General features: G+C 64.9%; 22 protein-coding genes. 3 read left to right on the top strand and 19 right to left on the bottom strand.

Translation table 11 applies throughout. From position 1 onward, the window contains the following. Positions 1-109: 109 nt before the first annotated feature. The 7 genes from V4558_05785 to V4558_05815 all read right to left on the bottom strand — a co-directional run bounded on the left by V4558_05785 (position 110) and on the right by V4558_05815 (position 10,678). The gene (locus V4558_05785; protein MES2304995.1) at positions 110-2,266 is read right to left on the bottom strand and encodes an EAL domain-containing protein; all 2,157 of its coding nucleotides are present in this window, start codon (positions 2,264-2,266) and stop codon (positions 110-112) included. Continuing rightward, positions 2,263-5,067 (bottom strand): response regulator, encoded by a 2,805-nt coding sequence (locus V4558_05790; GenBank protein ID MES2304996.1) that lies wholly within the window; start codon positions 5,065-5,067, stop codon positions 2,263-2,265. Before V4558_05790 ends, V4558_05785 begins: the two co-directional genes overlap by 4 nt. A 2-nt stretch (positions 5,068-5,069) precedes the next feature. Continuing rightward, complete coding sequence (locus V4558_05795; protein MES2304997.1) at positions 5,070-6,209, bottom strand: FIST N-terminal domain-containing protein; 1,140 nt, start codon at positions 6,207-6,209, stop codon at positions 5,070-5,072. 333 nt (positions 6,210-6,542) lie between these two features. Then, positions 6,543-6,860 carry a heavy metal-binding domain-containing protein gene (locus V4558_05800; GenBank protein ID MES2304998.1) on the bottom strand — a complete coding sequence of 106 codons (318 nt, stop codon included), beginning with the start codon at positions 6,858-6,860 and terminating at the stop codon, positions 6,543-6,545. A gap of 101 nt (positions 6,861-6,961) precedes the next feature. Then, positions 6,962-8,206: a Gfo/Idh/MocA family oxidoreductase gene (locus V4558_05805; GenBank protein MES2304999.1), complete on the bottom strand. Its 1,245-nt coding sequence runs from the start codon at positions 8,204-8,206 to the stop codon at positions 6,962-6,964. A gap of 178 nt (positions 8,207-8,384) precedes the next feature. Further along, on the bottom strand, positions 8,385-8,999 hold the full coding sequence (locus tag V4558_05810; protein MES2305000.1) for a gluconate 2-dehydrogenase subunit 3 family protein: 615 nt from the start codon (positions 8,997-8,999) through the stop codon (positions 8,385-8,387). Further along, on the bottom strand, positions 8,996-10,678 hold the full coding sequence (locus V4558_05815; protein MES2305001.1) for a GMC family oxidoreductase: 1,683 nt from the start codon (positions 10,676-10,678) through the stop codon (positions 8,996-8,998). Before V4558_05815 ends, V4558_05810 begins: the two co-directional genes overlap by 4 nt. Before the next feature lie 259 nt (positions 10,679-10,937). Here V4558_05815 and V4558_05820 point away from each other — a divergent pair, with 259 nt between their 5' ends. The 3 genes from V4558_05820 to V4558_05830 all read left to right on the top strand — a co-directional run bounded on the left by V4558_05820 (position 10,938) and on the right by V4558_05830 (position 13,522). Next, positions 10,938-11,726 (top strand): AraC family transcriptional regulator, encoded by a 789-nt coding sequence (locus V4558_05820; protein ID MES2305002.1) that lies wholly within the window; start codon positions 10,938-10,940, stop codon positions 11,724-11,726. Between the two features lie 71 nt (positions 11,727-11,797). After that, on the top strand, positions 11,798-12,340 hold the full coding sequence (locus V4558_05825; protein MES2305003.1) for a hypothetical protein: 543 nt from the start codon (positions 11,798-11,800) through the stop codon (positions 12,338-12,340). 81 nt (positions 12,341-12,421) lie between these two features. Continuing rightward, a complete protein-coding gene (locus tag V4558_05830; GenBank protein MES2305004.1) occupies positions 12,422-13,522 on the top strand; it encodes a hypothetical protein in 1,101 nt (366 codons plus the stop codon). A 10-nt stretch (positions 13,523-13,532) separates the two neighbouring features. On the opposite strand, the gene V4558_05835 is transcribed toward V4558_05830, so the two are convergent. The 12 genes from V4558_05835 to V4558_05890 all read right to left on the bottom strand — a co-directional run bounded on the left by V4558_05835 (position 13,533) and on the right by V4558_05890 (position 24,081). Continuing rightward, positions 13,533-14,411, bottom strand: a complete 879-nt coding sequence (locus tag V4558_05835) for a TIM barrel protein (protein ID MES2305005.1) — start codon at positions 14,409-14,411, stop codon at positions 13,533-13,535. Positions 14,412-15,047: 636 nt separating this feature from the next. Beyond that, positions 15,048-15,896, bottom strand: a complete 849-nt coding sequence (locus V4558_05840) for a sugar phosphate isomerase/epimerase (GenBank protein MES2305006.1) — start codon at positions 15,894-15,896, stop codon at positions 15,048-15,050. Then, positions 15,893-17,593, bottom strand: coding sequence for a GMC family oxidoreductase (locus V4558_05845; protein MES2305007.1), 1,701 nt, complete (start codon positions 17,591-17,593; stop codon positions 15,893-15,895). Before V4558_05845 ends, V4558_05840 begins: the two co-directional genes overlap by 4 nt. A 154-nt stretch (positions 17,594-17,747) precedes the next feature. Next, positions 17,748-18,584, bottom strand: a complete 837-nt coding sequence (locus tag V4558_05850; protein ID MES2305008.1) for a sugar phosphate isomerase/epimerase — start codon at positions 18,582-18,584, stop codon at positions 17,748-17,750. Next, positions 18,585-20,282 carry a GMC family oxidoreductase gene (locus V4558_05855; GenBank protein ID MES2305009.1) on the bottom strand — a complete coding sequence of 566 codons (1,698 nt, stop codon included), beginning with the start codon at positions 20,280-20,282 and terminating at the stop codon, positions 18,585-18,587. Next, positions 20,282-20,848, bottom strand: a complete 567-nt coding sequence (locus V4558_05860) for a gluconate 2-dehydrogenase subunit 3 family protein (protein MES2305010.1) — start codon at positions 20,846-20,848, stop codon at positions 20,282-20,284. The genes V4558_05855 and V4558_05860 overlap by 1 nt, the downstream gene beginning before the upstream one ends. Positions 20,849-20,923: 75 nt before the next feature. After that, the gene (locus tag V4558_05865; GenBank protein MES2305011.1) at positions 20,924-21,451 is read right to left on the bottom strand and encodes a hypothetical protein; all 528 of its coding nucleotides are present in this window, start codon (positions 21,449-21,451) and stop codon (positions 20,924-20,926) included. A gap of 54 nt (positions 21,452-21,505) precedes the next feature. Next, complete coding sequence (locus V4558_05870; GenBank protein MES2305012.1) at positions 21,506-22,276, bottom strand: alpha/beta fold hydrolase; 771 nt, start codon at positions 22,274-22,276, stop codon at positions 21,506-21,508. After that, entirely contained in the window at positions 22,273-22,812 is a 540-nt protein-coding gene (locus tag V4558_05875; GenBank protein ID MES2305013.1) for a histidine phosphatase family protein, read from the bottom strand. Before V4558_05875 ends, V4558_05870 begins: the two co-directional genes overlap by 4 nt. Beyond that, positions 22,812-23,216, bottom strand: coding sequence for a hypothetical protein (locus V4558_05880; protein MES2305014.1), 405 nt, complete (start codon positions 23,214-23,216; stop codon positions 22,812-22,814). Before V4558_05880 ends, V4558_05875 begins: the two co-directional genes overlap by 1 nt. Next, a complete protein-coding gene (locus tag V4558_05885; protein MES2305015.1) occupies positions 23,213-23,719 on the bottom strand; it encodes a hypothetical protein in 507 nt (168 codons plus the stop codon). The genes V4558_05880 and V4558_05885 overlap by 4 nt, the downstream gene beginning before the upstream one ends. Further along, complete coding sequence (locus tag V4558_05890; protein ID MES2305016.1) at positions 23,716-24,081, bottom strand: hypothetical protein; 366 nt, start codon at positions 24,079-24,081, stop codon at positions 23,716-23,718. Before V4558_05890 ends, V4558_05885 begins: the two co-directional genes overlap by 4 nt.

Consider the following 24,081-nt stretch of genomic DNA (forward strand, 5'->3'; position numbering starts at 1 on the left):
CGAGGGGGCGGAGCTCCGATGAAGAGTTGTCACCCTGAACGAAGTGAGGGGGCGGAGCCCACTCGTAAGAGGGAGCTCCGCCCCCTCGCTGCGCTCAGGGTGACAATCCCTACGCCCCCACCGCCGCCATCCCGGCCAGCAGCCGGCTTTCGATATTCGCCGCCGACATCGGCCGACCGAAGAAGTAGCCCTGCATCGTGTGGCAGCCGGCGTCGCGGAGGAAGGACGCCTGGTCTTCGTCCTCGATTCCTTCGGCGATGACTTCGACGCCGAGAGAGCGACCCATCGCGATGATCGCCTTGGCGATCGCCGCGGCTTCGGGTCGCGTGGCGACTTCGCGGACGAAGGTGCGGTCGATCTTGAGGCCGTCGATCGGGAACTGCGACAGATACGCCAGTGAGGAGTAGCCGGTGCCAAAGTCGTCGACAGCGAGACGGACTCCCGTGGCGGTGAGGGCGCGCAGCATCGGGATGGTGGCTTCGACGTCGCGGATGATGGCGCTCTCGGTGAGTTCGATCTCGAGTCGCTCGGGGGGAATTCCGGCCGCAGCGACTGCCGCGCGCACGACGCCGACGAAGCCGGCGTGGGCGAAGTTCGGGCTCGCCATGTTCACGGCCATGGTGAGGTTGTTGAATCCGGCGGCACGCCATTCGGCGAGCTGGGCGCAGGCTGTGTGCAGTGCCCATTCGCCGATCTGGACTATCAGCCCAGCTTCTTCGGCCACGGGAATGAACTCACCCGGGCCGACCATCCCCAATTGCGGGTGATCCCAGCGGATCAGCGCCTCGACGCCGGTGATCTCGCCGGTGATCGCGCACGACTTGGGCTGGTAGTAGAGCACTAGCTCGTCGCGCTCGAGCGCCTTCCGCAGGCCGTTCTCCATGCCGAGCTTCTCGGAAGAGCGCGCGTGGATCGCGGGGGAGTAGAAGCGGTAGGTGTTCTTCCCTTCGCGCTTCGCGAGATGCATCGCACTGTCGGCGTTCATCAGCAGTGCGTCGGCGTCTTCGCCGTCGGTCGGATAGATCGCGATCCCGATGCTCGCGTGCAGCACGGTCTCCTGGCCCTCGACCATCATCGGCGTCGCGATCAGCTCAAGCAGCCGTTCGGCGACACGCGCTGCGTCGGCGCCTTCGGCGAGCCCAGCGAGGCCGATCGTGAATTCGTCACCGCCGTGGCGCGCGAGGTTGACGCTCGCAGCCGCGCCGGCCACTTGCGCGCGGAATTCCGGGAGGCGGAGTGCCCGTTCGAGTCGGAGTGCGACTTCGTGCAGCACATCATCACCCGCTCCCCGCCCGAATGATTCGTTGATCCGCTTGAAGCGATCGAGGTTGAGGACGAGTACGCCATACGGCGCAGTAAGCCGCTTCGCGTGGGCGAGCGAGAGCGCGAGCTGCTCGTTGAAGAAGCGGCGATTCGGGAGTGACGTGAGCGGGTCATACAGCGCCAGTTGGCGGACCCGATCCTCGGCGGCACGTCGCGCGGTGATATCCTGCGTGGTGCCGTGGATGCGCACCGGTTTGCCCGTAGCGTCGCGGTCGACGGCGCCTTGTTCATGCAGGATCCTCACGGCGCCGTCCGGGTGCTGCCAGCGGACCTCGAGCGAAAACGGTTCGCCGTATTGCGTGGCGCCTTCGTGGGCCACTACCAGTGATTGGGCGTCGTCGCGATCGAGGCGGGCGAACATCGCCTTGCTGTCACGCGCGAATTCCGCGCGTGAGACACCGAGCATGCGGAGCAGTGCATCGGAGCGCTGGACGACGCCATCGGCGAGCGACCAGTCCCAGTACCCCAGCAGCGCCATCTCCTGCGCCTCGGCGAGTCGCTCTTCGCTGCGGAGCAAGGCATCAGAGCCCTGCGCCGCACGGAGGATGTAGCGGACCCGGTGCGCCAGAATGGGCCAGACGATCGGCTTGGTGATGAAGTCGGTCGCACCGGCCTCGTAGGCGCGATTCACCGACTCGATATCGTCGAGGCCGGTGGTCATCACGATCGGGACCCGGGCCCCGATGCCGTTGGGGAGAGTGCGCAGCATCCGGCAGGTCTCGAAGCCGTCGAGCCCAGGCATCACGACATCGAGCAGTACGACATCGGGGAGGACATCTGCGAATCGCTCGACTGCCCGTTCGCCGTCGGTGGCTTCCTCGACCCGGAAGCCGCCGGCCTCGAGGGATTCCCGCAGCAGCATCCGGGTGGTGCTGTCATCGTCGACGACCAGAATGAGCGGTGCGCCTCGCGCCGTGGCAGTGCCATCAAGAAAGCGCATCATGCGCCACATCCTTCGAGTTCGAGGTTGAGTGCTTCGATGGAGGCACTGAGCCCCATGGTGAGATCCCGGACATCGGTTGCGGCGATCAGCTCACCCTTGCGGGCAAGATCTTCGACACCCTTGCAGCGTTCCGCGGTCGCGCGCGCGCCGACGTTGGCGCTCGCCGACTTGAGCGTATGGGCAGCTCGGGCGAGCCGGACCGGATCGGCCGTGGTGACTGCCTCGTGAATTTCACGGGCAAGCTTCGGAGCATCGTCGAGATAGGCCTGGATCACTCGGGCAATGAGACTCGGTGATCCGGGGCGCTGGAGCGCACGGATATGATTGAGCGGGCCTGGATCCAGGGTGACCGCGGCTGGTTCAACTTTCGCGGCAGGTGGCGGAACTACCGGCGTCGGGACTGGCGCCGCAGGCATCACGTGCCCGACCCACCGTCCGATGACTTCACCCAGCTGCGCCGAGGTAAAAGGCTTGGCGAGATAGTCATCCATCCCGACGCTGAGGCAGTGTTCGCGGTCGCCTTCCATCGCATTGGCCGTGAGCGCGATGATCGGCGTACGGGAGCGATTGTCGGACGCTTCGACCGCGCGGATCTGCTGGGTCGCCCCAAAGCCATCCAGGCCCGGCATCTGGCAGTCCATCAGCACCAGGGCGAACTGGCCTGCCGTGAACTGCGCGACCCCTTCGAGGCCGTCACGCGCCAATTCGACAGTGAAGCCCATCATCCCCAGCATCGCCGAGGCGATCACCTGGTTCACCGAGTTGTCTTCGACGAGGAGCACCTTCCCGGTACGCAGCGCCGGGTTCTGCCGGGCGTTCTCGTCGCAGCTCTCGCAGTCGGCATTCTCGAGCCGGAGCACGCGGGTGATGGACCGACGCAGTTCGCGGCCACGCACGGGCTTGGCGAGGAAACCACTGAAGCCGGCCTCGGTCGCAGTGCGCTCGAGGTTGCCGCCGTTGAGCGGGGCCAACAGAAGCATCGGCGGGGCCGCGTCGCCGTCGCGACTATGCATCGCCGCGGAGAACTCGGCGCCGCTCCCGGAGGGCAAGGCGTGGGCGACGAGGAGGAGATCGAAGCGGCGATCGGCGTTAAAGGCTTCGTGGCAATCGCCCACCGCGGTCACCACCATCCGCCAGCTCTCGAGCTGCTGAACCAGCGCCTCGCGGGCCGACCGGTTGGGTTCGAGTACCATCACGGTATAGCCGGACAGGTCGATCTCTCGCGAGGCAGGCGGCGCCTCCTGTTCCACCGGCGGCAACGCCAGCGTGAACCAGAAGCGGGAGCCCTCGCCGATGGTGCTCTCGACGCCAATCTCGCCGCGCATCATTGTCACCAGCTCGCGGGAGATCGCGAGGCCGAGGCCGGTGCCGCCAAAGCGGCGCGACATCGAGCCATCGGCCTGCGAGAAGGCGGTGAAAAGCTGGCCGATGTTCTCGGGTGAAATTCCGATGCCGCTATCGCGAACGGAGAACTCGAGCACCCGCGGATCATTGGCGACGGCTGAGGGCCCCACTTCAATGAGCACTTCACCGGCCTCGGTGAACTTGATGGCGTTACCGACCAGGTTGGTGAAGACCTGTCGAATGCGGTCGGGATCGCCGATGACGCGAGCGGGAATCCGATCGTCGATCCGGCAGACGATCTCGAGCCCCTTGGCATGGCCACGCCCTGCGAGAATTTCGACCACATCTTCGGCCATCGCGCGCAGATCGAATTCGGCGCAGGCGATCCGCATCTTGCCGGCCTCGAGCTTCGATATGTCGAGGATGTCGTTGATGATCTCGAGCAGCGAGTCGGCCGACTTGTGGACATTGCTGGCGTAGCGGCGTTGTTCGTCGTCGAGGGCGGTATCGAGGAGAAGTTCGGTCATCCCGAGCACGCCGTTCATCGGCGTACGGATCTCGTGGCTCATGTTGGCGAGGAACTGTGACTTCGCCACGTTCGCGGCTTCGGCCTGTTCCTTGGCGGCTTCGAGCGCCGCGCGTGCGCGGACGGTGTCAGTGATGTCGCGTCCGATGCCGCGATACCCGGTCCAGGTGCCGTTGGCCGCAAAGACCGGCTCGCCACTGATCTCGAGATATCGCAGGTCGCCCTGCTCGTTGCGATGCTGCAGGATCACTTCGCGGAACGGCCGGCGCGCGCGGAGGTTGTTCTTGTGCTCGGTCCAGTCAGTCTCGCTCCCTTCGCTCGACATCAGTTCGATGGGTGTCTTGCCGATCGCGCCGATGGGGTCGATGCCGCTGGCACCACGGACACCAACCGACATCTGGGTAAAGCGGAAGTGATCGTCCTGCTCCCAGTACCAGTCGGACGAGAGTTCGGTCAGCGAACGGAAGCGTGATTCGCTCTGTCGCAGGTGCTCCTGGGTCGCTTCGCGCTCCTCGACGAGCCGAGCGACCTGTGCAGCGACGATTTCGAGGTCGTCTTCGCCGGCGTGCGTCGCAGTCTCGTGGAGCGGCGTGATGTCGGGTCGGGTCGCGAGGCGATCGACGGTCTCGCGCAGGGTGCGCATGGCACGGCGCTCGGCGGCGGCTTCACCGGCGAGGCGCTTGTTGGCCTGCATCAGTTCGGCCGAGCTGAGATCGAGACTCCGGGTGCGCAACTCGAGGTCGCGGTCGCTCTGGACGTAGGCATCATCGACCTGATCGAGGAGCGCGCGCAGTCCGAGAAGCACCTTGGCGCTATCTGGCGGCAAACCCTCACTGACGGACGCCAGTGCGCCGAGGACTGCCTCGAGATGATCGCTGTCGCGAATCCCGAGGGAGCGTCGGAGCTGGCGGGCCAGGAGTTTGTGCATCATCGTCAGTCGTGCAAGTACGCGATCGTCATCGTCTGATTGTGGAGCACGCCGGTGCAGGTACCCAGGATCGGCGCGAATTCCCCATTGGAGTAGAATCCGGCGAGGGTCGCCTCTTCGCCGAAGACGGCCGCGACTGCTTCGAACTCTTCCTCGACCCTCCCGCCCATCATCAGCCGTCGGCCGACACAGCTCACCATGATCGCAAGCCCATCACCCGGGGCGTTGTTGAGCGACATCGCGGCCTTCGCCGCCATCTCGGCGCCGTCGACCAGTGCGTTCGTGCTCGCGTGCATCAGGCGGAGGTAACCGTCCTGGACCACGGCACCGGCGAGAATCAGGGCGCCGGTGCTCTCGTCGATGCCGAGGATGGTGCGGATGAGGCCGAGGTCGTCGTGCTCGTCGCTGAGCATCGAGAACGGAAAGAGGAGGCCGGTGCCGGGGAGTCCGGCGGCATACTCGCCGAGATAGCGGCGATAGACCTCGAGGGCGGGGACGCCATCGAGCTCGTAGAGGATGTTGCCATCGCAGCGGGTCACCTTGCGCGCAGTGCCGAAGGGGGCCCAGCCCCCGAAGGAGCCGTGGGAAACGGTGACGCTATCGCCGTAGAAGCCGACGCCGACCACGTTCCGGGGCGAGGCGGTATCGCCGCAGTAGGTCCAAGTTTCCTCGAACCGGCCATCGTCACCGGCGAGCCCGCCGGTGAGAATCACTTCGGGGCCGACCGCTTCGGCGAGCCCTTCGATCAGGGCGCTGCCGTTGAGGTCGAAGCCGGGCCCGAGGAGGAGGACGGCGGTGAGGTCGCCGCGGCTCAGCTCCCGGCCCAGCGCGACGCCGGCATTGCGCGACGAGGCCATATCGGGGGCCGTGGCGCAGGCGACGCGAAGATTGGGGCGGTCGAAATGGACCGCGGTAATGCTCGCCCGACCGACGGTGACGCCCGCGTTGCTGATCTGTCCGGCGTCGCTACAGCCGACGCGATGCGAGTTGGGGAAGGTCTGTTTGAGGTGCGCCACGAAGGCCGGGTCGGTGAACGCTTCCGTCGGCGCGAAGACGAGGACCAGATGTGGCGCGATGCTGACGAGCGGTTCGAGTTCGGCGGTCGCCAGAAAGGGAGCGGCCAGGGTGACCTGTTTGATCTCCACAAACGCCTCGCGCGCACCAAAGAATCACGGCGAGTATGAAGACTTCTTCATCGCCAATGTGATCCGTGCATCGTGCGCACTCACGGATCACATTGGCTATCGGTTGGTTGAGGGGGAAGCTGAGCGAAACTAGAGACTAGAGATGAGAGACTAGAGGTTGTCATCCTGAGCGCAGCGAGGGGGCGGAGCTCCGATGAAGAGTTGTCACCCTGAACGAAGTGAGGGGGCGGAGCCCACTCGTAAGAGGAAGCTCCGCCCCCTCGCTGCGCTCAGGGTGACAACCTCTAATCTCTAGTCTCTAGTCTCCAGTCTCTAGTCTCCAGTCTCCAGTCTCTATTCTGCCTGCACAATCACGGCGGTCCCGTAGCACAACACTTCCGTCACGCCCTTCATCATTTCATTCGCGTCATAACGAATACCGATGACGGCATTGGCGCCGGCGACGTGCGCCTGTTGCAGCATCGTGTCGAAGGCTTGCTGACGGGCGCGTTCGGCGAGTTCGGTGAAGATCGAGATGTTGCCGCCGAAGATGGTCTGCAGCCCGGCGCCGAAGGTGCCGATCACGGAACGCGAGCGCACCACGACGCCACGGACGACGCCGAGGTTGTTGGTGATGATGTAGCCCGGGATGTCGAAGCCGGTGGTGGTCATCTCGTGCGGAAAGTCGAAGACCTGCGACCGAATGAGCGATGGCACGGTGCTGCTCCGGAGTAGTGGGCGAATTCAACTGCCAGCTGAAGGATAGTGCCGCGTTACGGCTTCCAGGTCCCCTTGGCGACGGCAGGCATGAAGGCATCGAGCCCGCGCGGCGGGAAGGCGACGGTCTTCTCCTGTTCGGCACTCATATAGGCGGTCATCAGGGTCTGCATCACCTCGAGACCATCCTGCCAGGTGAGGATGGCCTGCTCGCGGCCGAGGAAGACATTCACGAAGTGGCGATTCTCGTTGGTGTAGCCATAAGTGGAGGCCTCGTCGGGTACCACCGGCATCAGCCCCATCTCGGCGTTCTGCTTCTCGACCAGGTCCTCGCCGGCCTTCCCCTGCACTTCGCGCGAGAAGAAGCAGGCGAGTTCGCTGTTGAGCGTGTTCCAGCTCATCGAGTATTCGGGACCGAGCAATTCGGCCGAGAGGCGGAGGCCTGCGCCAACAAAGCTCCACGACGTGCTCGCTTCGCCAACGACGTGCAGCCCTTCAGGAGTCTCGTAGGTGATCGAGACAGACGCGAAGTCTTCACTCGGCCGCTTGAGGTAATCGACTTCCTTGCCGTAGCGTGCCTTGAGCTGCTTGGCGTAGTGCGGCCGGCTCCACTTCAGTGAGGCGATGCGGCCGTTGATGCTCACCGGCTTCAGCGACGAGCGCGGCTTCCCCGGTTCGGTCAGGAGATAGCGCACCACCTCGACCGAGTGACACATCATGTCGCTCAGCACGCCCCCGCCCTGCTTGTCGCCCTGCCAGAACCAGGCGTTGTGCGGACCGCTGTGCTCCTCCGCCGCGCGCGCGAGGTACGGCCGGCCGGTGGTCTTGGCACCACGCGCCCAGATCAGGTCGCGGCCACGGATGATGCCGGGCGAGAAGAGCTGGTTCTCGAGATAGCCGTGCTTGATGCCGGCCTTGGTGATCAGCTTGAGGACTTCCTTCGCCTCACTCACGCCACGCGCAAGCGGCTTCTCGCAGGCAATGCCGAGGAGTTCGCCCTTGCCGCTCTGGAGTGCGTCGCAGATCTCGCGGACGTTCTCGATGCGGGCGTGATTGGGGCCGCAGAGCCAGATCGCGTGGATGTCGGGGTCGGCCACCATCTCGGTGATCGACTTGTACGCCTTGGCCGGGCCGACATTGAGCTGATTGGCGAGCGCCGCAGCCGAGGCCGCGTTCTTGTAGTTCGGTGAGTAGACACCGCGGACATCGGCGTCGCGCACGCCGGTCCACGACTGGATGTGGAAGCGGGTGTTGAAGCCGGAACCGATGAAGCCGACGCCTAACCGCGTTGGGATTTTCATGGTGACTCTGAGATAAGTGTTGTCGAGAAGCGAGGATCGAGAAGCGAGAAGCGAGAAAGACCTGTCACCCTGAGCGTAGCGAGGGGACGGAGCTTGGTTGCGAAGCAGTGCTTTGCCCCCTCACTTCGTTCAGGGTGACACTCCTCCGCTTCTCGCTTCTCGATCCCCGCTTCTCGTCCTACGGCTTCTGCGTACCGAGTCTCGTGTAATTCTCCGGCGGACAGCCATCCCAGTTCATCACCGGCGTGTTCCCCATGTAGCCGATGTCAGTCACGCCCATTTCGGAGGTGAAGAAACCGGTCGCGGTGAAGTCGCGGAAGGAGTTGAACCAGTTGACGCCGGCGGCGAATTCGGGCTTGGCCTTCGCCGGATAGGCGATGTCATCGAGCACCGCGTGCCGTTCGGCCGTGGTGCAGGTGACGAAATCCTTGGCATAGCGACGACGACACTCGTGATCGAGCCAGGCGAGGCCGCCGCGATGGGCGACGCGCATATTCGGCTCGAGATCGAGCATCGTGTCCATGAATTCTGGCACGCCGGCATCGGTGGCGGAACCCGACTTCGCGTCCTTCGGAATCACCTCGTCGACCAGCGCGCGCACGGTGGCATACTCGTGTGCCGTGTAGATCTTCGGCGCGTAGGCCGTACCCACTGCTCCTGCTGCGCCTCGCGCAGCAGTCGATACCTTCGCTGCTTCCGTCGCCCGTGCCGCGCTGGGCATCAGGAAGGCGCCGGCAGTGGCGGCGAGGCCGGTGACGACCTCGCGCCGGGAGAACTTCGAGGAGTCGGTCACAGCTTCCCTCCCTTCCGCTGTTCGGCGATGTAGCGGCTGGTGCGCATCGACAGCGCGAGAATGGTCCAGGTCGGATTCTTGTCGGCCTGGCTCACGAACGGACCGCCGTCGGCCACGAAGACATTCTTGCAGTCCCATGTCTGACAATGCTCGTTGAGCACGCTCGCCTTCGGATCGCTCCCCATGCGTACGCAGCCGAGCTCGTGGATGATTGAGCCGCCGGTGGCGATGCCGTAGCCCTGTTCCTTGGTCGGCATATTGCTGCGAACCACCGCGCCCATCTCCTGCAACAGGGTGCGGAAGGTCTCCTGCATATGCTTGACCTGGTTGTACTCGTAATCGCTCCACTCCCAGTGGAAGCGAAGCACCGGAATGCCCCACTGGTCGACGGCGCGCGGATCGATCTCGCAGAATGATTTCTCGTTCGGGATCATCTCGCCGCGACCGGAGAAGCCGACGCCGGTGCCCCAGTACTTGCGGACATCGCTCTTGAGTGAAGCGCCATAGCCACCGCCGCCGGCGTAGTTCTGCATCCCGCCGCCGACGCCGTAGCCCGGCATTCCCATCCCGCCCCAGATCTCGATGTGATAACCGCGCGGGAAGTCGAGCTTCTTGTTGTCGAGCCACCACGGCATGTAGAGGTGGGCACCGCCGACGCCGTCGCAGTTGTGGCGCGGCTGATCGGCGAGCGCGGGCAGGAAGCCGCCGACATCGGTGCCGGTGGTGTCGGTGAGGTACTTGCCGACCATGCCGCTGCTGTTGCCGAGGCCCTGCGGGAACTTCGCCGACTTCGAGTTGAGCATGATGCGGGCGGTCTCGCAGGCCGACGCGGCGAGCACGACGACCTTGGCATTCACCTTCATCTCTTCGCCCCTGACCTTGTCGATGAAGATCACGCCGTCGGCGAGGCCGTCCTTGCCGACACTCACCTCACGCACCATCGCATCGGTGCGCATCGTCAGCTTGCCGGTGCGAAGCGCCGGTGCGATGAGCACGTTGGTGGAGGTGAAGTTGGAGTTGGTGCGGCAGCCCCGGTTGCACTGACCACAGTAGTGGCAAGCGGCGCGGCCGTTGTGCGGCCGGGTGATGATCGAGAGTCGCGACGGAATGCAGGTGACAGCGTGCTTGTCGGCGGCCTTCTTGATCGGCATCTCCCAGCAGCGCGGCTTCGGCGCGGGGAGGAACTTGCCGTCGGGATGATTGCGCATCCCTTCGCGCGAGCCGAAGATGCCGATCAGGTCGTCGACTTCGTCGTAGTAGGGCTTCACGTCATCGTAGGTGATCGGCCAGTTGTCGCCGAGACCGTCGATGCTCTTGTGCTGGAAATCGTCGGGGCCGAAGCGGAGCGAGATGCGGCCCCAGTGATTGGTGCGGCCGCCGACCATCCGGGCGCGCCACCACTGGAAGCGGCTCCCCGGCGCAGTCGTGAACGGCTCGCCCGGCACGTTCCAGCCACCGATACAGGCGTCGTGCTCGCCGAACGGCTTGTCGGGGGTGGAACCGCCGCGGCGCGGGGTCTCCCACGGCGCGACCAGCATGTCGGAGTCTTTGGTGTTGTCCCACATCCCCCCGGCTTCGAGGAGGAGCACTGTCGCGCCGGCCTTGGTGAGCTCGTAGGCGGCCATACCGCCGCCAGCCCCGGAACCGACGATGACGACGTCATAGACGTCGCGTCGCATCGAGAGAAGTGACATGAGGAGCCAAGTGAGAGGGGAGATCGCTGTGGGACGGAGGTAAAGATAGAGGAGAAGGGAGATGGGAGAAGGGAGATGGGGTGATGGGTCATGGGGGTGTCATCCTGAGCGCAGCAGCCCGAAGGGCTGCGAAGTCGAGGGAGACGAAGCTCCGCCCCCTCGCTTCGCTCAGGGTGACAAGACCCCTCACGCCATGACCCCTCACCCATCACCCCATCACGCTCGTCGGTAGCTTTGGTCTCCGATGACCCAGATGCCCTTCAGATACGCCGAGCGCCTCCCGTGCGCCGCACTGCTGCCGTGGTTCACGACTTGGTGGGAGTTCGAGGTGCGCGAGGGGGCGCCGCCGATGCACCACGTCCCGCCGGATGGCTGCACCTCGATTCTCGTGGTGGTGGCGGGCCCGATCGCCGGGATGGCCCTGGTAACCGGCCCCTGGCTCGAGCCCCTCTCGGTCCCGGTCTTCCCGGGGACTCGGTACCTCGGTGCCAGGCTGCGCCCGGGTGCTGCTCGCACGGTGCTCGGTGTCGTGCCGGAGGAGTTGGTGAACAGGAGTGCACCAGCGGAGGCGATGATTGGCGAGTTGGCTGGCCGACTTGTTGGCGCCCTGGTGCGCTGCCCGGACGTCGACGCTGCGGCGGCGTTTATGGAGGAGATCTTCCGGGGCGAGATCCCCCGGCTCACGATGCCAGACCCGCTGGCCGATCGTGCAGCGATCCGCCTGATGGAAAGCCGGGGCGAGCTTGCCATCGCCGTGCTCGCCCGGGAACTCCAGACTTCCGAGCGGACGCTGCTCCGACGCTTCAAGTGGGCCACCGGCATCACCCCGAAGCAGTTCGCGCGGATCCGTCGGCTCCTCGCGGCAACCTGGGCCGCGGTCGACGGGGTAGGCTCCTGGGGTCAGATCGCCGCCACCGCAGGCTACGCTGACCAACCACACATGCATCACGATTTCGTCGACCTCACCGGGCTCAAACCGGTCGAGTTCGGCTCGCGAGTGCTCGCCACGGAGCACGACCAGGTCCGGCGCTGACCGATTTTCTCAAGATTCCCTCCGCAGCGCCTGTCATCTTGGGGCAACACCTCAACTTGTGGAGTTGCTCCATGCGCTCGTTTGTCATTGCTTCGCTTCTGATCGCGGCTCCGGTCGCGTTGCACGCTCAAGCCCCGGTCGCGATGGGCACCCCACAGCAGCTCGTCCTGATGACCAAGCTGGTGGGCGTCTGGGAGGGCGAGGCGTCGATGGTGATGGGGCCCGACAACAAGCAGATCGTTCAGCAGCGCGAGACCGTCGAAGCCGTGGCTGGCGGCACCGCGTTCACCATCAAGGGGCTCGGCACGCAGAAGCTCCCCGACGGCTCGCTCCGCACCGTGCACGACGCCTTCGCCGTGATCACCCTCGATCACGACCACCTGACCCCGATGATGCGCGCCCATGTCTCCCTCGGCGCCAACTGGATCGACCCGGAGTTCACCCTCCGCCCCGATGGCTACACCTGGAAGATGAACGACCCGCGCGCCGGGATGATCCGGTACGAGATGGCGTTCGACAATCAGGGACGCTGGGTTGAAAAGGGGTTCATGTCGCGCGATGAAGGGAAGAGCTGGACACAGTTTTTCGAGATGCGGTTGACCAGGGGCTCCTGAAGGGCCCTCTTGCCTTGCAGCCGACGAAGGTATTTCTTCCCCTGAACAATTGATGGGAACGAACTACTCCACGGGGCTGCTATGAGCAGTACGAACCGGATCCGGACTTGTGCGGCCCACGTCGCGGCGCTGGTGGCAACACTTTCACCGGTAGCCGCGGCCCAGACGCGGGCCCCTGCGGCGGGCAGACAGATTCAGGCCGTCGACGCGATCATCGATCGCTTCGCCGACCACCAGGTCGTCGTGATCGGCGAAATACACCGCTCCGCCCAGGTCCACCGATTCCTCGGTGCCCTGATCACGGACCCACGCTTCCGCCAGCGGGTGGATGATATCGTGGTGGAATTCGGCAACGCACGGTACCAGGACCTCGCCGACCGCTACGTCGGTGGCGGAAGCGTTCCCGAAGATTCGCTCCAGCTGGTCTGGAGAAACACGACCCAGCTCCTGGTCTGGGACTCGCCACTCTACCGCCGGTTTTTCGACCTGGTGCGTGCCGAGAATTCCCAGCATCGCGGTGGAAAGCAGCTGCGGGTCCTGTTGGGCGACCCACCAATCGACTGGGCTCAGGTGACCAGTTTGGAGACCTTTCCCCGGGCCTATGGCTACCGCGATCCCGACACGTTCAGGATCCTCGAAACGCACTCAATCTCGCAAGGGCGTCGGGCGCTCGTCATTATTGGAAATCACCACCTGCCGCGACGAAGCCCGGTCTCCGACTTCAAGCCGGCGGATCTTGGTGAGGCTGGTGTGGGAGATGCGCTGCAGCAACAGCACCCCGGCAAAGCCTACCTCATCTGGACGGTGGACCACTCGACCCCACGAGTACTGAAACAGATCCGCAAGTGGCAGCCGGGTACGATTCGGGCAATTGCGGAGACACCATTCGACACGACAACGAGCGGCGTTCTCTTCGGGTCGGTCACCGTATTTCGAATGGTGAACGGAAAGCGGACGCCGGTGCACTACACCGATGCTGACTTTCCACCGCTCGGCGAGCAGGTCGATGCACTACTCTATCTCGGTCCGGTCACGACCGAGGTGGACCCACCCGCGTCACTCTATCGCGATACTGCCTACGTGCGGGAGCTTCGGCGTCGGAGTGAGATCGTGACGAATGTCTTTGGTGTGGACTTCGCGAGCACCATCGACGACCTGGTCGCCAAGGCGCGCCGCCGATAGGCGATTCCCCTCAGACCGTGCACGCCGCAGCGGCCTGTCGCAGCCCCGCCTCCGCGTCTCCTTTCGGCATGAACTCGTGCGCCAGCCAGCCGGTAAAGCCGCTGTCAGCAATGGCTTTCGCGATGGCGGGATACTGGAGCTCCTGATCGGCGGCCAGTTCGTTCCGACCGGGGTTCCCTGCCGTGTGATAGTGCGCGAACCATTTGCCATTGGTGCGGATCGAGCGGATGATGTCGCCTTCGCTGATCTGCATATGGTAGATGTCGTAGAGCAGCCGGACGCGCGGTGAGTTGACCTTTTCGGCGACGGCGATGCCGAACGCCGAGGTATCGCCCTGGAAGCCGTGATGATCGACGCGGCTGTTGAGCATCTCGAGAATTACCGTCACCCCTTCCTTCTCGGCCAGCGGCGCGATCTTCGCGAGCCCCTCGGCACACGCTGCGATGCCGTCTTCGGTGGTGATGGTGCCCTTGTTGCCGAACATTGCGATGACGTTGGGGATGCCGGCCTTCGCGGCGGCGGGGATGACCGCGCTCAGTTCGCCGAGAATCAGCTCGTGATTGGCGCGGTCATTGAGTCCGCGCGGGATGAAGTCGCGGCGCGAGGTGGAGTTGGAGGTGCTGATCGCGAGGCCGTGCTTCTGGACCAGCGCCCAGTCTTTCTGGTCGACCAGGTCGATGGCGCCGAGGCCGACGCGCTTCGCCATCTCGCAGAAGTCGTCGTAGGGAATCCCGCCGAAGCACCAGCGGCAGACGGACTGCTTAATGCGGCCTGGGATCGCCGCCCCCACGCCCGCTGCCGCCGTGCGTTGCGCGGCGGCCGGGTTTCCGGATGCCATTGCCCCAAGTGTCACTGCCGAAGACGCGAGAAAGGTGCGGCGGGAGGGCATCGAGACTCCGGGAAGCGAGAAGGTACCTGCAAGATTGTCATCCTGAGCGAAGCCCGCAACGCGGGCGCAGTCGAAGGACCTGATGCGCGGCGTCGAGTTGCACCGGGCGTCACGCCGTGGGCTCCCTCGCCGCGGCTCACCTGGCCCGACCCCGCGACGAGAGTTGGAGATCGAAGCTATCCAAGGATGCGCGGGGCAGGCTCCGCGTCGAGCTGGCGACATTAGAGCCGGTGCGCGGGACTGCGCTAGGCCGCTCCGAGGGACCCACGACGCGACGCCCGCGAATTTCCTGGCAAACAGAAAGAGGAACGGGGCGAGGCGTGAGGGGCCGTGGGAGGAGGATCAATAGGGAGCGCATCCGTAGCCGGCGCTCGTTGCGCCGGCGGGCGACCCGCGAAGACGAGCCGCCGAACCGCGCACGGGCAGCGTGCGCGGCGGCGGACTCGAGCGGGTCGCGGATGCGCGGAATTTGATCCGACGACAGCGGCCTCTCGCGCTGAGCCCCGCCGCGCGGCCGAGTTTCCGTCGCAGGAGAGATCTGCGCCGCACGAGGCGCGGCGCGAGCAAACTCCATGCGTCGCGGGTGACATCGGTGCCGCGCGAGCGCGGCACCCACATAGGAGCAACAGCCTACCTTCAGAACCGCAGCGCACGGAGATACTCAAAGCTCGCCTTGGCGGTCGCAAGTTCGTCGCGGGGCGAGTCGTGCTCGACCAGCACGTGCTCGACGCCGGCGCGCTTCCGCTCGCGGAAGATTCGCCGCCAGTCGATGACGCCGGCACCGACATCGGCGAAGGCGCCGCCTGGCGCCATATCCTTGACGTGCAATGCGCGGATCCTGCCAGGCCAGCGATTCATCCAGGCCACCGGGTCGTGGCCGGCGCGGGTGACCCAGTAGCAATCGAGCTCGACGACAACTCGCTTCGGTTCGGTCCGTGAGAGGAATCGTCCGATGGCGGGCTCGCCATCGACCAACGCAAACTCATCGGCGTGGTTGTGAAAACCGAGGGTGATGCCGACCTTGGCCGCGACTTCGGCCGAGACATTGAAGCGACCCGCGAGGCGATCGATGCCGCCGACCTTGCGCCACAGTTCCGCCGGCACGGATGGGACGTAGAGATAGGTGGCACCGAGCATCATGGCTCGCTCAAGCACGACGGTCATCGGGGCGCTGTCGATGTCAGCCCAGGTGCAATGCAGCACAGGGCAGCGAAGCCCGGCCGCCTCGATCATCGTGCGCATTTCGGGCGCATCGCGGCCGTAGAGCTGCGACAAACCGATGGTGGCGTAGCCGATCGCGGCCACCGCCTTGAGGGTCGCGGCCGGGTCGGTGGTCATCCCCTTGGCGATGGTGATAGTGGCGAGGCCGATGTCGCCGAGCTGCCTGTCCTGAGGGCCCTCCAGGGCCCGAGGGAGCGGAGCTACCCGTTTGAGCGGCAGCAAGGCCGCCGCGCTGGCAGCAACGAAATCGCGCCGCGTCGTCACAGTTTCTTCTGCTTGAGCTGCCGGACCGCGTGATCCACGGCACGCGCCGTGAGCGCCATGTACGTCAGCGACGGATTGACGCAGCTCGACGACGCCATCGCGGCACCATCGGTGACATACACATTGGGGACGTCCCAGAGCTGGTTCCACTTATTTAACACCGAGCTCTTCGGGCTTCGTCCCATCCGCGCCGTCCCCATCTCGTGATTGGTCTGCCCCATCGGCGGCGGTGCGCCGCGGTTGGCCACCACGTTCTTCACGCCGGCAGCCTCGAGCATTTCCGCCGCGGAATCGGCCATCTCGCGTTGCAGGGCAATTTCGTTGTCACGCCACTTCGCCGAGATCCTGACGCCCGGAATTCCCCACGCGTCCTTCACGGCAGGATCGATCTGCATCCGGTTCTCAGGATTCGGCAGGCATTCGGCAAAGCCCCCCAACGAGAAGTTCCAGCCACCGACACCGCGCTGGGCGTGCTTGAACTCGGCGCCGAACCCCGGGCGATTGATCGCCGAGCCCCAGAGTGGCCCACGCCCAGTTGCGCCGCCCTGGAATCCAAAGCCGCGGATGAACTTCGGATCGGGCTTCTTCGGATCGAGGTTGTGGTGACGCGGGATGTAGATGCCATTGGGGCGGCGGCCGAACGAGGTCTTGTCGTCGAGCCCTTCGACGCGACCGCTCGCGCCGGATCCCTTGATGTGATCCATGAGGTTGCGACCGAGCTGGTCGCTGGAATTGCCGAGACCGTGCGGATGGCTGCGGGTCGCGCTGTTCATCAGGATCCGGGCCGACTCGAGCGATGAGGCGCAGAGGAAGACCAGCGGCGCCTTGAACTCGATCGCCTGCTTGCTCTCGGCGTCAATGACCCGGACCCCGGTCGCACGACGGGTCTGTTCGTTGTACATCACCGAGTGCACCACCGAGAACGGCCGGATGGTGCAGCGACCGGTCTTCATTGCCGCCGGCAGTGTGGCGTGCACCGAATTGAAATACGAGCCGGTGGTGCAACCGCGCGAGCAGGAATCGCAGTAGTGACACGGCGCACGCCCATTGAGTGGCGCGGTGAGTACGGCGGTGCGCCCGATGGTCATCACCCGGGTGGTGCCGTAGGCCCTCGCAAGGCCGGCCTTCACCTGTTCTTCGGCGCAACTCATTTGCATTGCAGGCTGGAAATGCGAGTCGGGAAGGTAGGAGAGGCCAAGTGCTTCGCCAGAGATGCCGACGAACTTCTCGACGTACTCGTACCAGGGTGCGATGTCGGCGTAGCGAATTGGCCAGTCGACACCAACGCCGTCGCGAAGATTGGCCTCGAAGTCGAGGTCGCTCCAGCGATAGACCTGGCGGCCCCAGAGAATGGAGCGGCCGCCGAGCACCCGTGAGCGGAGCCAGGAGAACTGCGAACCTTCGCTGAGCGTGTATGGGTGTTCGCGGTCGTCGATGAAGAATTGTTTGGTGTCTTCGCCGAAGCCGACCGAGCGGCGCTGAATGGCGAACTTCTCGGCGGTTTCCTTCGGGTCATTGAGCAGGCGGTAGGGAAAGTCCGAGGCCGGCGCGGCCATCAGGTAGTCGCGCTCGGGGGTGATCATCCGCCCGGCCTCGAGCACCAGGGTGCGGAGGCCGTGCTCGGCGAGTTCCTTGGCGGCCCAGCCGCCCGACATGCCGGAACCGACGACGATGGCGTCGTACGAGGGGAGTGTCATCCTGAGCGGAGCAGCCCGCAGGGCTGCGCAGCCGAAGGAGCTGGTCTATCCGTCGAGGTGGATCCCTTCACGCCAGACTCCGCTCCTTCGACTTCGCCCGCTGCGCGGGCTTCGCTCAGGATGACAACGCCCATCGCCCATCGCCCACCAATTCCTAGAATCGCAGCTGTCTGAGATATCGGTACGACGTCGCGATGCTCTGCATCGGATCCTTCGGGTTGTCGTGCTCCACGAAGTAGTGCTTGATGCCCGCCTGCTTGTGTCGCGCGAAAATCTCGGCCCACTTGATAGTCCCCTTGCCGACTTCGGTCATCGCGTACTCGGGCGCGGGGCCGCCGTCTTTCACGTGCACCATCGGGAAGCGCTCGGGCCACTTCGCGAAATATTGCTCGGGCGTGCCGCCGCCCTTGATGATCCAGTAGAGGTCCATCTCCATCTGCACCAGCTTCGGATCGGTCTCTTCGAGCAGGACGTCATACATCCGGCGTCCCTCGACCTGGGTGAATTCGAAGTCGTGGTTGTGATAGGCAAGCTTGATCTTGTAGCGCTTGGCATCTTCGGCGGCGCGATTGAAGAGGTCGGCGACCTTCTTGAGTGCATCGAGTGAGGCGCGGTCCTTGTTGTCGAGCCAGGCGACCACGAGGTACTTGTGGCCGATCTCGGCCGACTCGTCGAGGGTTCGGTTCCAGGGCCCCCGCAGCAGGTCGATGCCGATGTGTCCCGACGGCGACTTGAGTCCGTTGCGATCGAGCAGCTGCTTGATGGCACGCGGTGGCCGGTTGAAGTAGCCGGCGAACTCCACTTCCTGATAGCCGATGGCGGCCACGTCGGCGAGCGTCTTCTCGACGCTGACCTTCATCAGGTCGCGCACCGTGTAGAGCTGGACGCCGATCTTCTCGAGCTTTTCCTGCGCCAGGAGATTGCCGCCACTGGGAAGCATCGATGCGGCTCCCGCTGCTCCGAGTGCGCCTACGAACGTTCGACGGTCCATCTAGAGCTCCTTCCGGTTCAGGGCGCGGACGGCGTAGTCTGCCGCGCGAGCCGTGAACGCCATATAGGTGATCGACGGGTTCTGACACGCTGAAGACGCCATGGCGGCGCCATCGGTCACAAAGACGTTCTTCGAATCCCAGTGCTGATTCCACTTGTTGAGCACCGAGGTCTTGGGATCCTTCCCCATCCGGGCGCCGCCCATCTCGTGAATCGTGAGCCCCGGGGCGGTGTGGCTGTTGTAGGTCGTGACATTGGTGACACCGGCGGCCTCGAGCATTTCGGCGGCCTGAGTCATCGCATCCTGCTGCATCTTGAGCTCGTTCTCCCGCCACTGCACGTCGATGTGCAGCACCGGCACGCCCCAGCGGTCGACCTTGTCGGGGTTGAGGCTCACCCGATTGTCGACGTTGGGCAGGCACTCGCCGAAGCCGCCCAGCGACATCCCCCAGCCACCATACTCCGGCTGCTTGAGCGCATTCTTGAAGTCGGCGCCGAAGCCCGGCGTCGAGGTACCGCGCCCCCACCCTGACACCGACCGACCGCCACCGCCCTGGTAGGCGTAGCCGCGCAGGAAGTCGGGATGCTGGTCGGTGACGTTGCGGAAGCGAGCGAGGTAGACGCCGTTCGGTCGCGACCCGTAGGTGGTCTTGTCGAGAAAGCCCGGCACCTTCCCGCCGGCCCCGGCCTGCATCGTGTGATCCATCACATAGCGCCCGAGGACGCCGCTGTTGCCGCCGAGCCCTTCGGGATGCGAACGGCTCTTCGAGTTGAGCAGAATGCGCGTCGATTCGAGGGCCGAGCAGTTGAGGAAGACGATCTTCGAGTTGAACTCGAGTGTCTCCATCGTCTGGCCATCAACGACACGCACGCCGGTGACTTTTCCCTGCTCTTCATTCCAGACCAGCGAGTGCACCACGCTGTACGGACGAATCGTGCAGCGCCCCGTCGCGAAGGCATCCTTGAGTGTGGTCTGCACAGAATTGAAGTACGCTGCGGTGGTGCAGCCGCGATGACAGGCATCACAGTAGTGACAGGCCGCGCGACCGTTGTGGGCGACCGAGAGATTCGCCGTCCGTCCGATGGTGAGCACCCGACTGCCACTGTATTTCGTCTTGATGCCGTCGCGCACCCACTGCTCGGCGCAGCTCATCTGCATCGGTGGCAGGAAGGGGCCATCGGGAAGCTGGGGCAGGCCGAGCTTTTCACCGGAGATGCCGGCGTAGCCCTCGACGTAGTCATACCAGGGCGCGATGTCCTTGTAGCGCACCGGCCAGTCGGTGCCGTGACCATCCTTCGCGTTGGCGCCGAAATCGAGATCGCTCCAGCGATAACACTGACGGCCCCACATGATCGACTTGCCACCCATCTGCCGACCGCGGATCCAGTCGAACGGCTTGCCGTCGGCGGTAGTGTACGGGTTGTCGACGTCGTCGACGAAGAATTGCGTCGCGCCTTCGTCGCAGGCGTAGCACTTTCGCTGCACCGACTGCCGCGCGGTGAGCTTGCGGACATCGCCGAGGTAGCGATAGTCGAACTCGAAGGCGGGAGCATTCATCAGGAAGTCGCGCGCGGGATCAATGCTCCGGCCGGCTTCGAGAATCAGGACGTTGAGACCCTTCTCGCTCAACTCCTTGGCCGCCCAGCCGCCGCTGATGCCGGAGCCGATCACGATCGCGTCGTACGGTGCGCGCGCCATTACTTCGTCCCTCCGCTCACCGGAACACAGCCATCGTAGCGACCAGGATAGAAATTGGTCTTCAACTCTTCCTCGATGCCGATCTTCGAGGTGTAGTAGCCGTAGATGGTGAGGTATTTGAGGTCGCGCCAGAAGGAACCCTCTTTCGCGTTGGCCGCGATCGCATCGGCCTCCACTGCACGAAGCAGGGTGTCCTTGTCGTCGGGGGCGAGATCGGCAAAGAGCTTCTGCCGCACCTTGCCGCTCCGCGCGTCGAGATCGACGAGACCAGCGACGAAGCGCTTCTGTCGCGCGGCGTCGTAGTGATCCTGCACGATCTTCTCGGCGAAGCGATGGCATTCGGCCGCCAGCGCGCCGGGCGTGTCGGTGACCGGAATGATCCGGTCGGCCGCGGCCGCAACGGTCTGCAGCTGATGCATGTCGAAGAAGCCGCTCCCCCGCGCGACGCCAAGCGAGGCGTGGGTGCGCTCGCCCAGGGCGAAGAGGTCTTCGGGAGTGAGGGCCGCCAATGCCGGCACGGCACACGCGCCGCCCAGGAGGCGGATCGCTTCTCGACGAGTGGTCATATGGAGGTCACCCGGGATTGGGATGCTGAAGGATCGCCCGGAACCTCACACGACGCCAGCCGTCGAGCATCCGTATCAAAACGAGATCTGGAGGCCGAGCTTCGGCTCGCCGGCCGCGTTAAACCCGCCAACGGGATGAACCCGAGCGACAATGGCACCTTTCTCCCAAGGAACCCACCGCGCCGCGGGCACCACCACGGCCCCGATGAGCAGGCCAAGGAGGCCGCCGGTGGCCGCGAGCATTCCCGCTTTCTGCTCTGCGGTATAGGTGAAGAGGCAGCCGAACAGGCCAGTTCCGCATTCATCGTCGCCGCTCGCAAAGCCGGCGGCCCCGCCGATCACGGCACCGATAGCCATTCCGATCAATGCGTTGTTGCCGCGCGAGCGCTTCCCCCCGTGCCTGACGGCGAGGCTCGGAAGCGTATCTGGTGATAGCAGCACCAGCGCGTCTGACCCTCTGTTGACCGTGACCTGGCCATTCGTGGCCACCGCCTCGACCTTCCCCTGATAGCTGAATCCGGCGGATTGCCAGCGGACAACCTGCTGCGAGGGGAGGGGAGCGGCAGCCGAAAGGGTGAGCGCGACCAGAATGAACCGGCGCATACGGACCTCGAGTGTGAGTGGTGCCCAACTCTCGCGCCAGGGGTCAAGGCGCGATCAAGTCACCTTCGAAACGAACCCCTCAAGCAGGCGGGCAAAGTGGACCGGCTCATCCATCATGATCCAGTGGGAAACGCCCTCCACCCGCTCGCGCGGCAGCTTTGGCCTGAGTTCGTGGAGCGCAAATGAAGCGGCATTCACTGGCGCCGTGACCAGCAAAACGGGGCCGGAATAGCTGTCGATCACTTCGGTGGGGTGGTAGGCGAAGAGCGAGCGATACATCGACCGCACCATCGGCCAGGGGGCCGCCAGAATGGCGGCGCGCACTCGGACTTCGGTGTCGGATCGGGCCCCCTCGAGCGCCACGTCGAAGGCACCCTCGACGGTATCGGGGTAGGAATCGTCGCTATCGAGCCCCGCGAGGAAGCCGGCGATGGCGTCGGCCGGCACCAGCGAGAACTCGCCGGCCCCGTCGACAATCACGAGGGCGGCGACCCGCTCCGGCGCCGAGCTCGCCAGCGCCATCGCCACGCTCCCACCGAACGAGTGCCCCACGAGCACCACGCGCGGGAGCTCGAGGGCGTCGAGCACGCCGAGCAGGTCGATGGCGCAGGCGGTGATGGAGTAGTCGCCATCGGTGGCCGGGCCCGACCGTCCGTGGCCGCGGAGTTCGGGGATGATGACTCGATGCCGTCCGCCGAGAGCCTCGACGGCATCGCGCCAGAATCCGGCATCGCCTGCCATCCCGTGCACCAGGACCAGCGGGAGGTCGCCGCTGCCGTAGTCCTCCACCACGATCGGACCGGCCGATCCGCGGACGGTCTTCACTTGGGCGTCATCGCGGAGCACAACTCGGTACCTGGCGCATCAGGTGTGCCGAAGTGGGCGCGCAGGAGCGGAGCATTCGCCGGCGCCGGGACCACTGTGAAGAGGAGCGAGTAACTCTTGTCGCAGAGATCGGGAAACTTCGCCGTACCGAGGGCCGCGGCAATCGGCATCAGCGTATTGCTATGCCCGATGATCAGCACCACGCCATCGAAGTTGCGCGCGGCCCGGGCCATCGCCGCCGCGTGAACTGCCACGCCGCCATCGGTGGGGACCACAACAGGAGTGAGATGGTGGCGCGCAGCAACCAGCGCGGCGGTTTCGGCGGTGCGCTTGAACTGCGTCACTAAAATGGCCACGACGTGGGCATCGGCGAGCGCTGAATCGAGCGCAGCGGCGCGAGCCCTTCCGAGATCGCTGAGCGACGGGTCGCGCTCAGTCTCGCTCGCTTTTTCGGCGTGACGAACGATGACCACCACGGGGTGCTTCGTGGTGTCAGCAGGCGAAGTGAGGAAGAGCGTGGCGAGCAGGGAAAGCATCAGGTGGAGTTCCTCGCAGGAGTTTCGCCCGCTCGTGCCTCGGCCTCGAACGGATTGTCACGATAGGGATCTCCCCCCTGTAACGCAATCCGCGCCGAAGCCGCGAGGTAGGCCGCGGGAAAGAGAAATCCCCACCGCTCGGTCTGCGCCACGTGCACGCGTTCGTGGAGTCGGGTGCGCTCGAGCGTGTCGGCATCGATCGCGATCACGACGTGGCCCAGAGTCATCGCGACCGGTGACATTCCGATGCCGACGCGCGGCAGCAACCGGGTGAGAAGGCCACCCTCGACTTCAAGTACACCATCAACGACGTGAGTGCGTCCGCCAGTGGCCAGCGCCGCGCCGGCAATCGCACAGCCGACGAGCGACACCGGTGCCGCCCAGAGGTAGCCGAGCGGATTCATTCCGCGTCAGCCGGCGGAAGCGCTGGCACGTCCTGTTCGTAGCGGGCGACGAAGGCTTCCATGGCACGGTGCGCCCCGGCTGAGTCCTGCACGTTGCCGTAGCGAGCCCACGCAGGCCAGTAACGCTGGACGACCAGCGATGCGGCAGCTCCGAGCAGTACTGCGGGGACAATCCCCAGGAACCTGACTTCCGGCGCAAGTGTGGTAAAAACGATGGCACCGAGGAACCCGCCGATGACCCACTTCCGCACTCGTGCGCTCGATTCCGATGCGAGGAAGATCTCGCCGGCGTTGTTCCAGGTGAGTGTATAGGGCGAGCCGGGCACCGGGGCTGACCGCCATTCATGCGCATCGCTGGAAGGGAGCCGGGTCGCGCCAATCACTTCGGGGGCCGCCGACGTATAGAGCACCAGCCGTTGCTCGGTGGTCATCCGTTCATCGGCGCTTCCGCGCGCGGCCGCCTGTGCGTGAAAGTCCACCACCGCCCAGGGGTCAGGTCTCACGATTTCTTCCGGGTGGTTCGCGCTGCTTCTTCATCGAGATGCAGTTTGTGCATCACCCGATGGAGCACTGGTGCGAAGAGAATGCTCGACACGGAAATGAAGATCAGCCCGGCAAAGAGGGCGTAGAACGAGGCGAAGATCTTCCCACCGGTGGTGGGGATGTCGCCGATGGGGCCCATGCCGCCGAGCAGCATCGAAGCATTGAGGAACGCATCGATCAGCTTGAATCCGGAGAGGTTGTAGCCGACCGTTCCGATCAGCAGCGCGACGACGACCAGCAACTGGCTCCAGAGAAAGTGGCGACCGATGCGGCGCCAGAACTCTCGAATCGGAATGACTTGCTCAGTGCGATGTTCGTACAT

The sequence above is a fragment of the Gemmatimonadota bacterium genome, assembly GCA_040388535.1.
Classification (GTDB): domain Bacteria; phylum Gemmatimonadota; class Gemmatimonadetes; order Gemmatimonadales; family GWC2-71-9; genus Palsa-1233.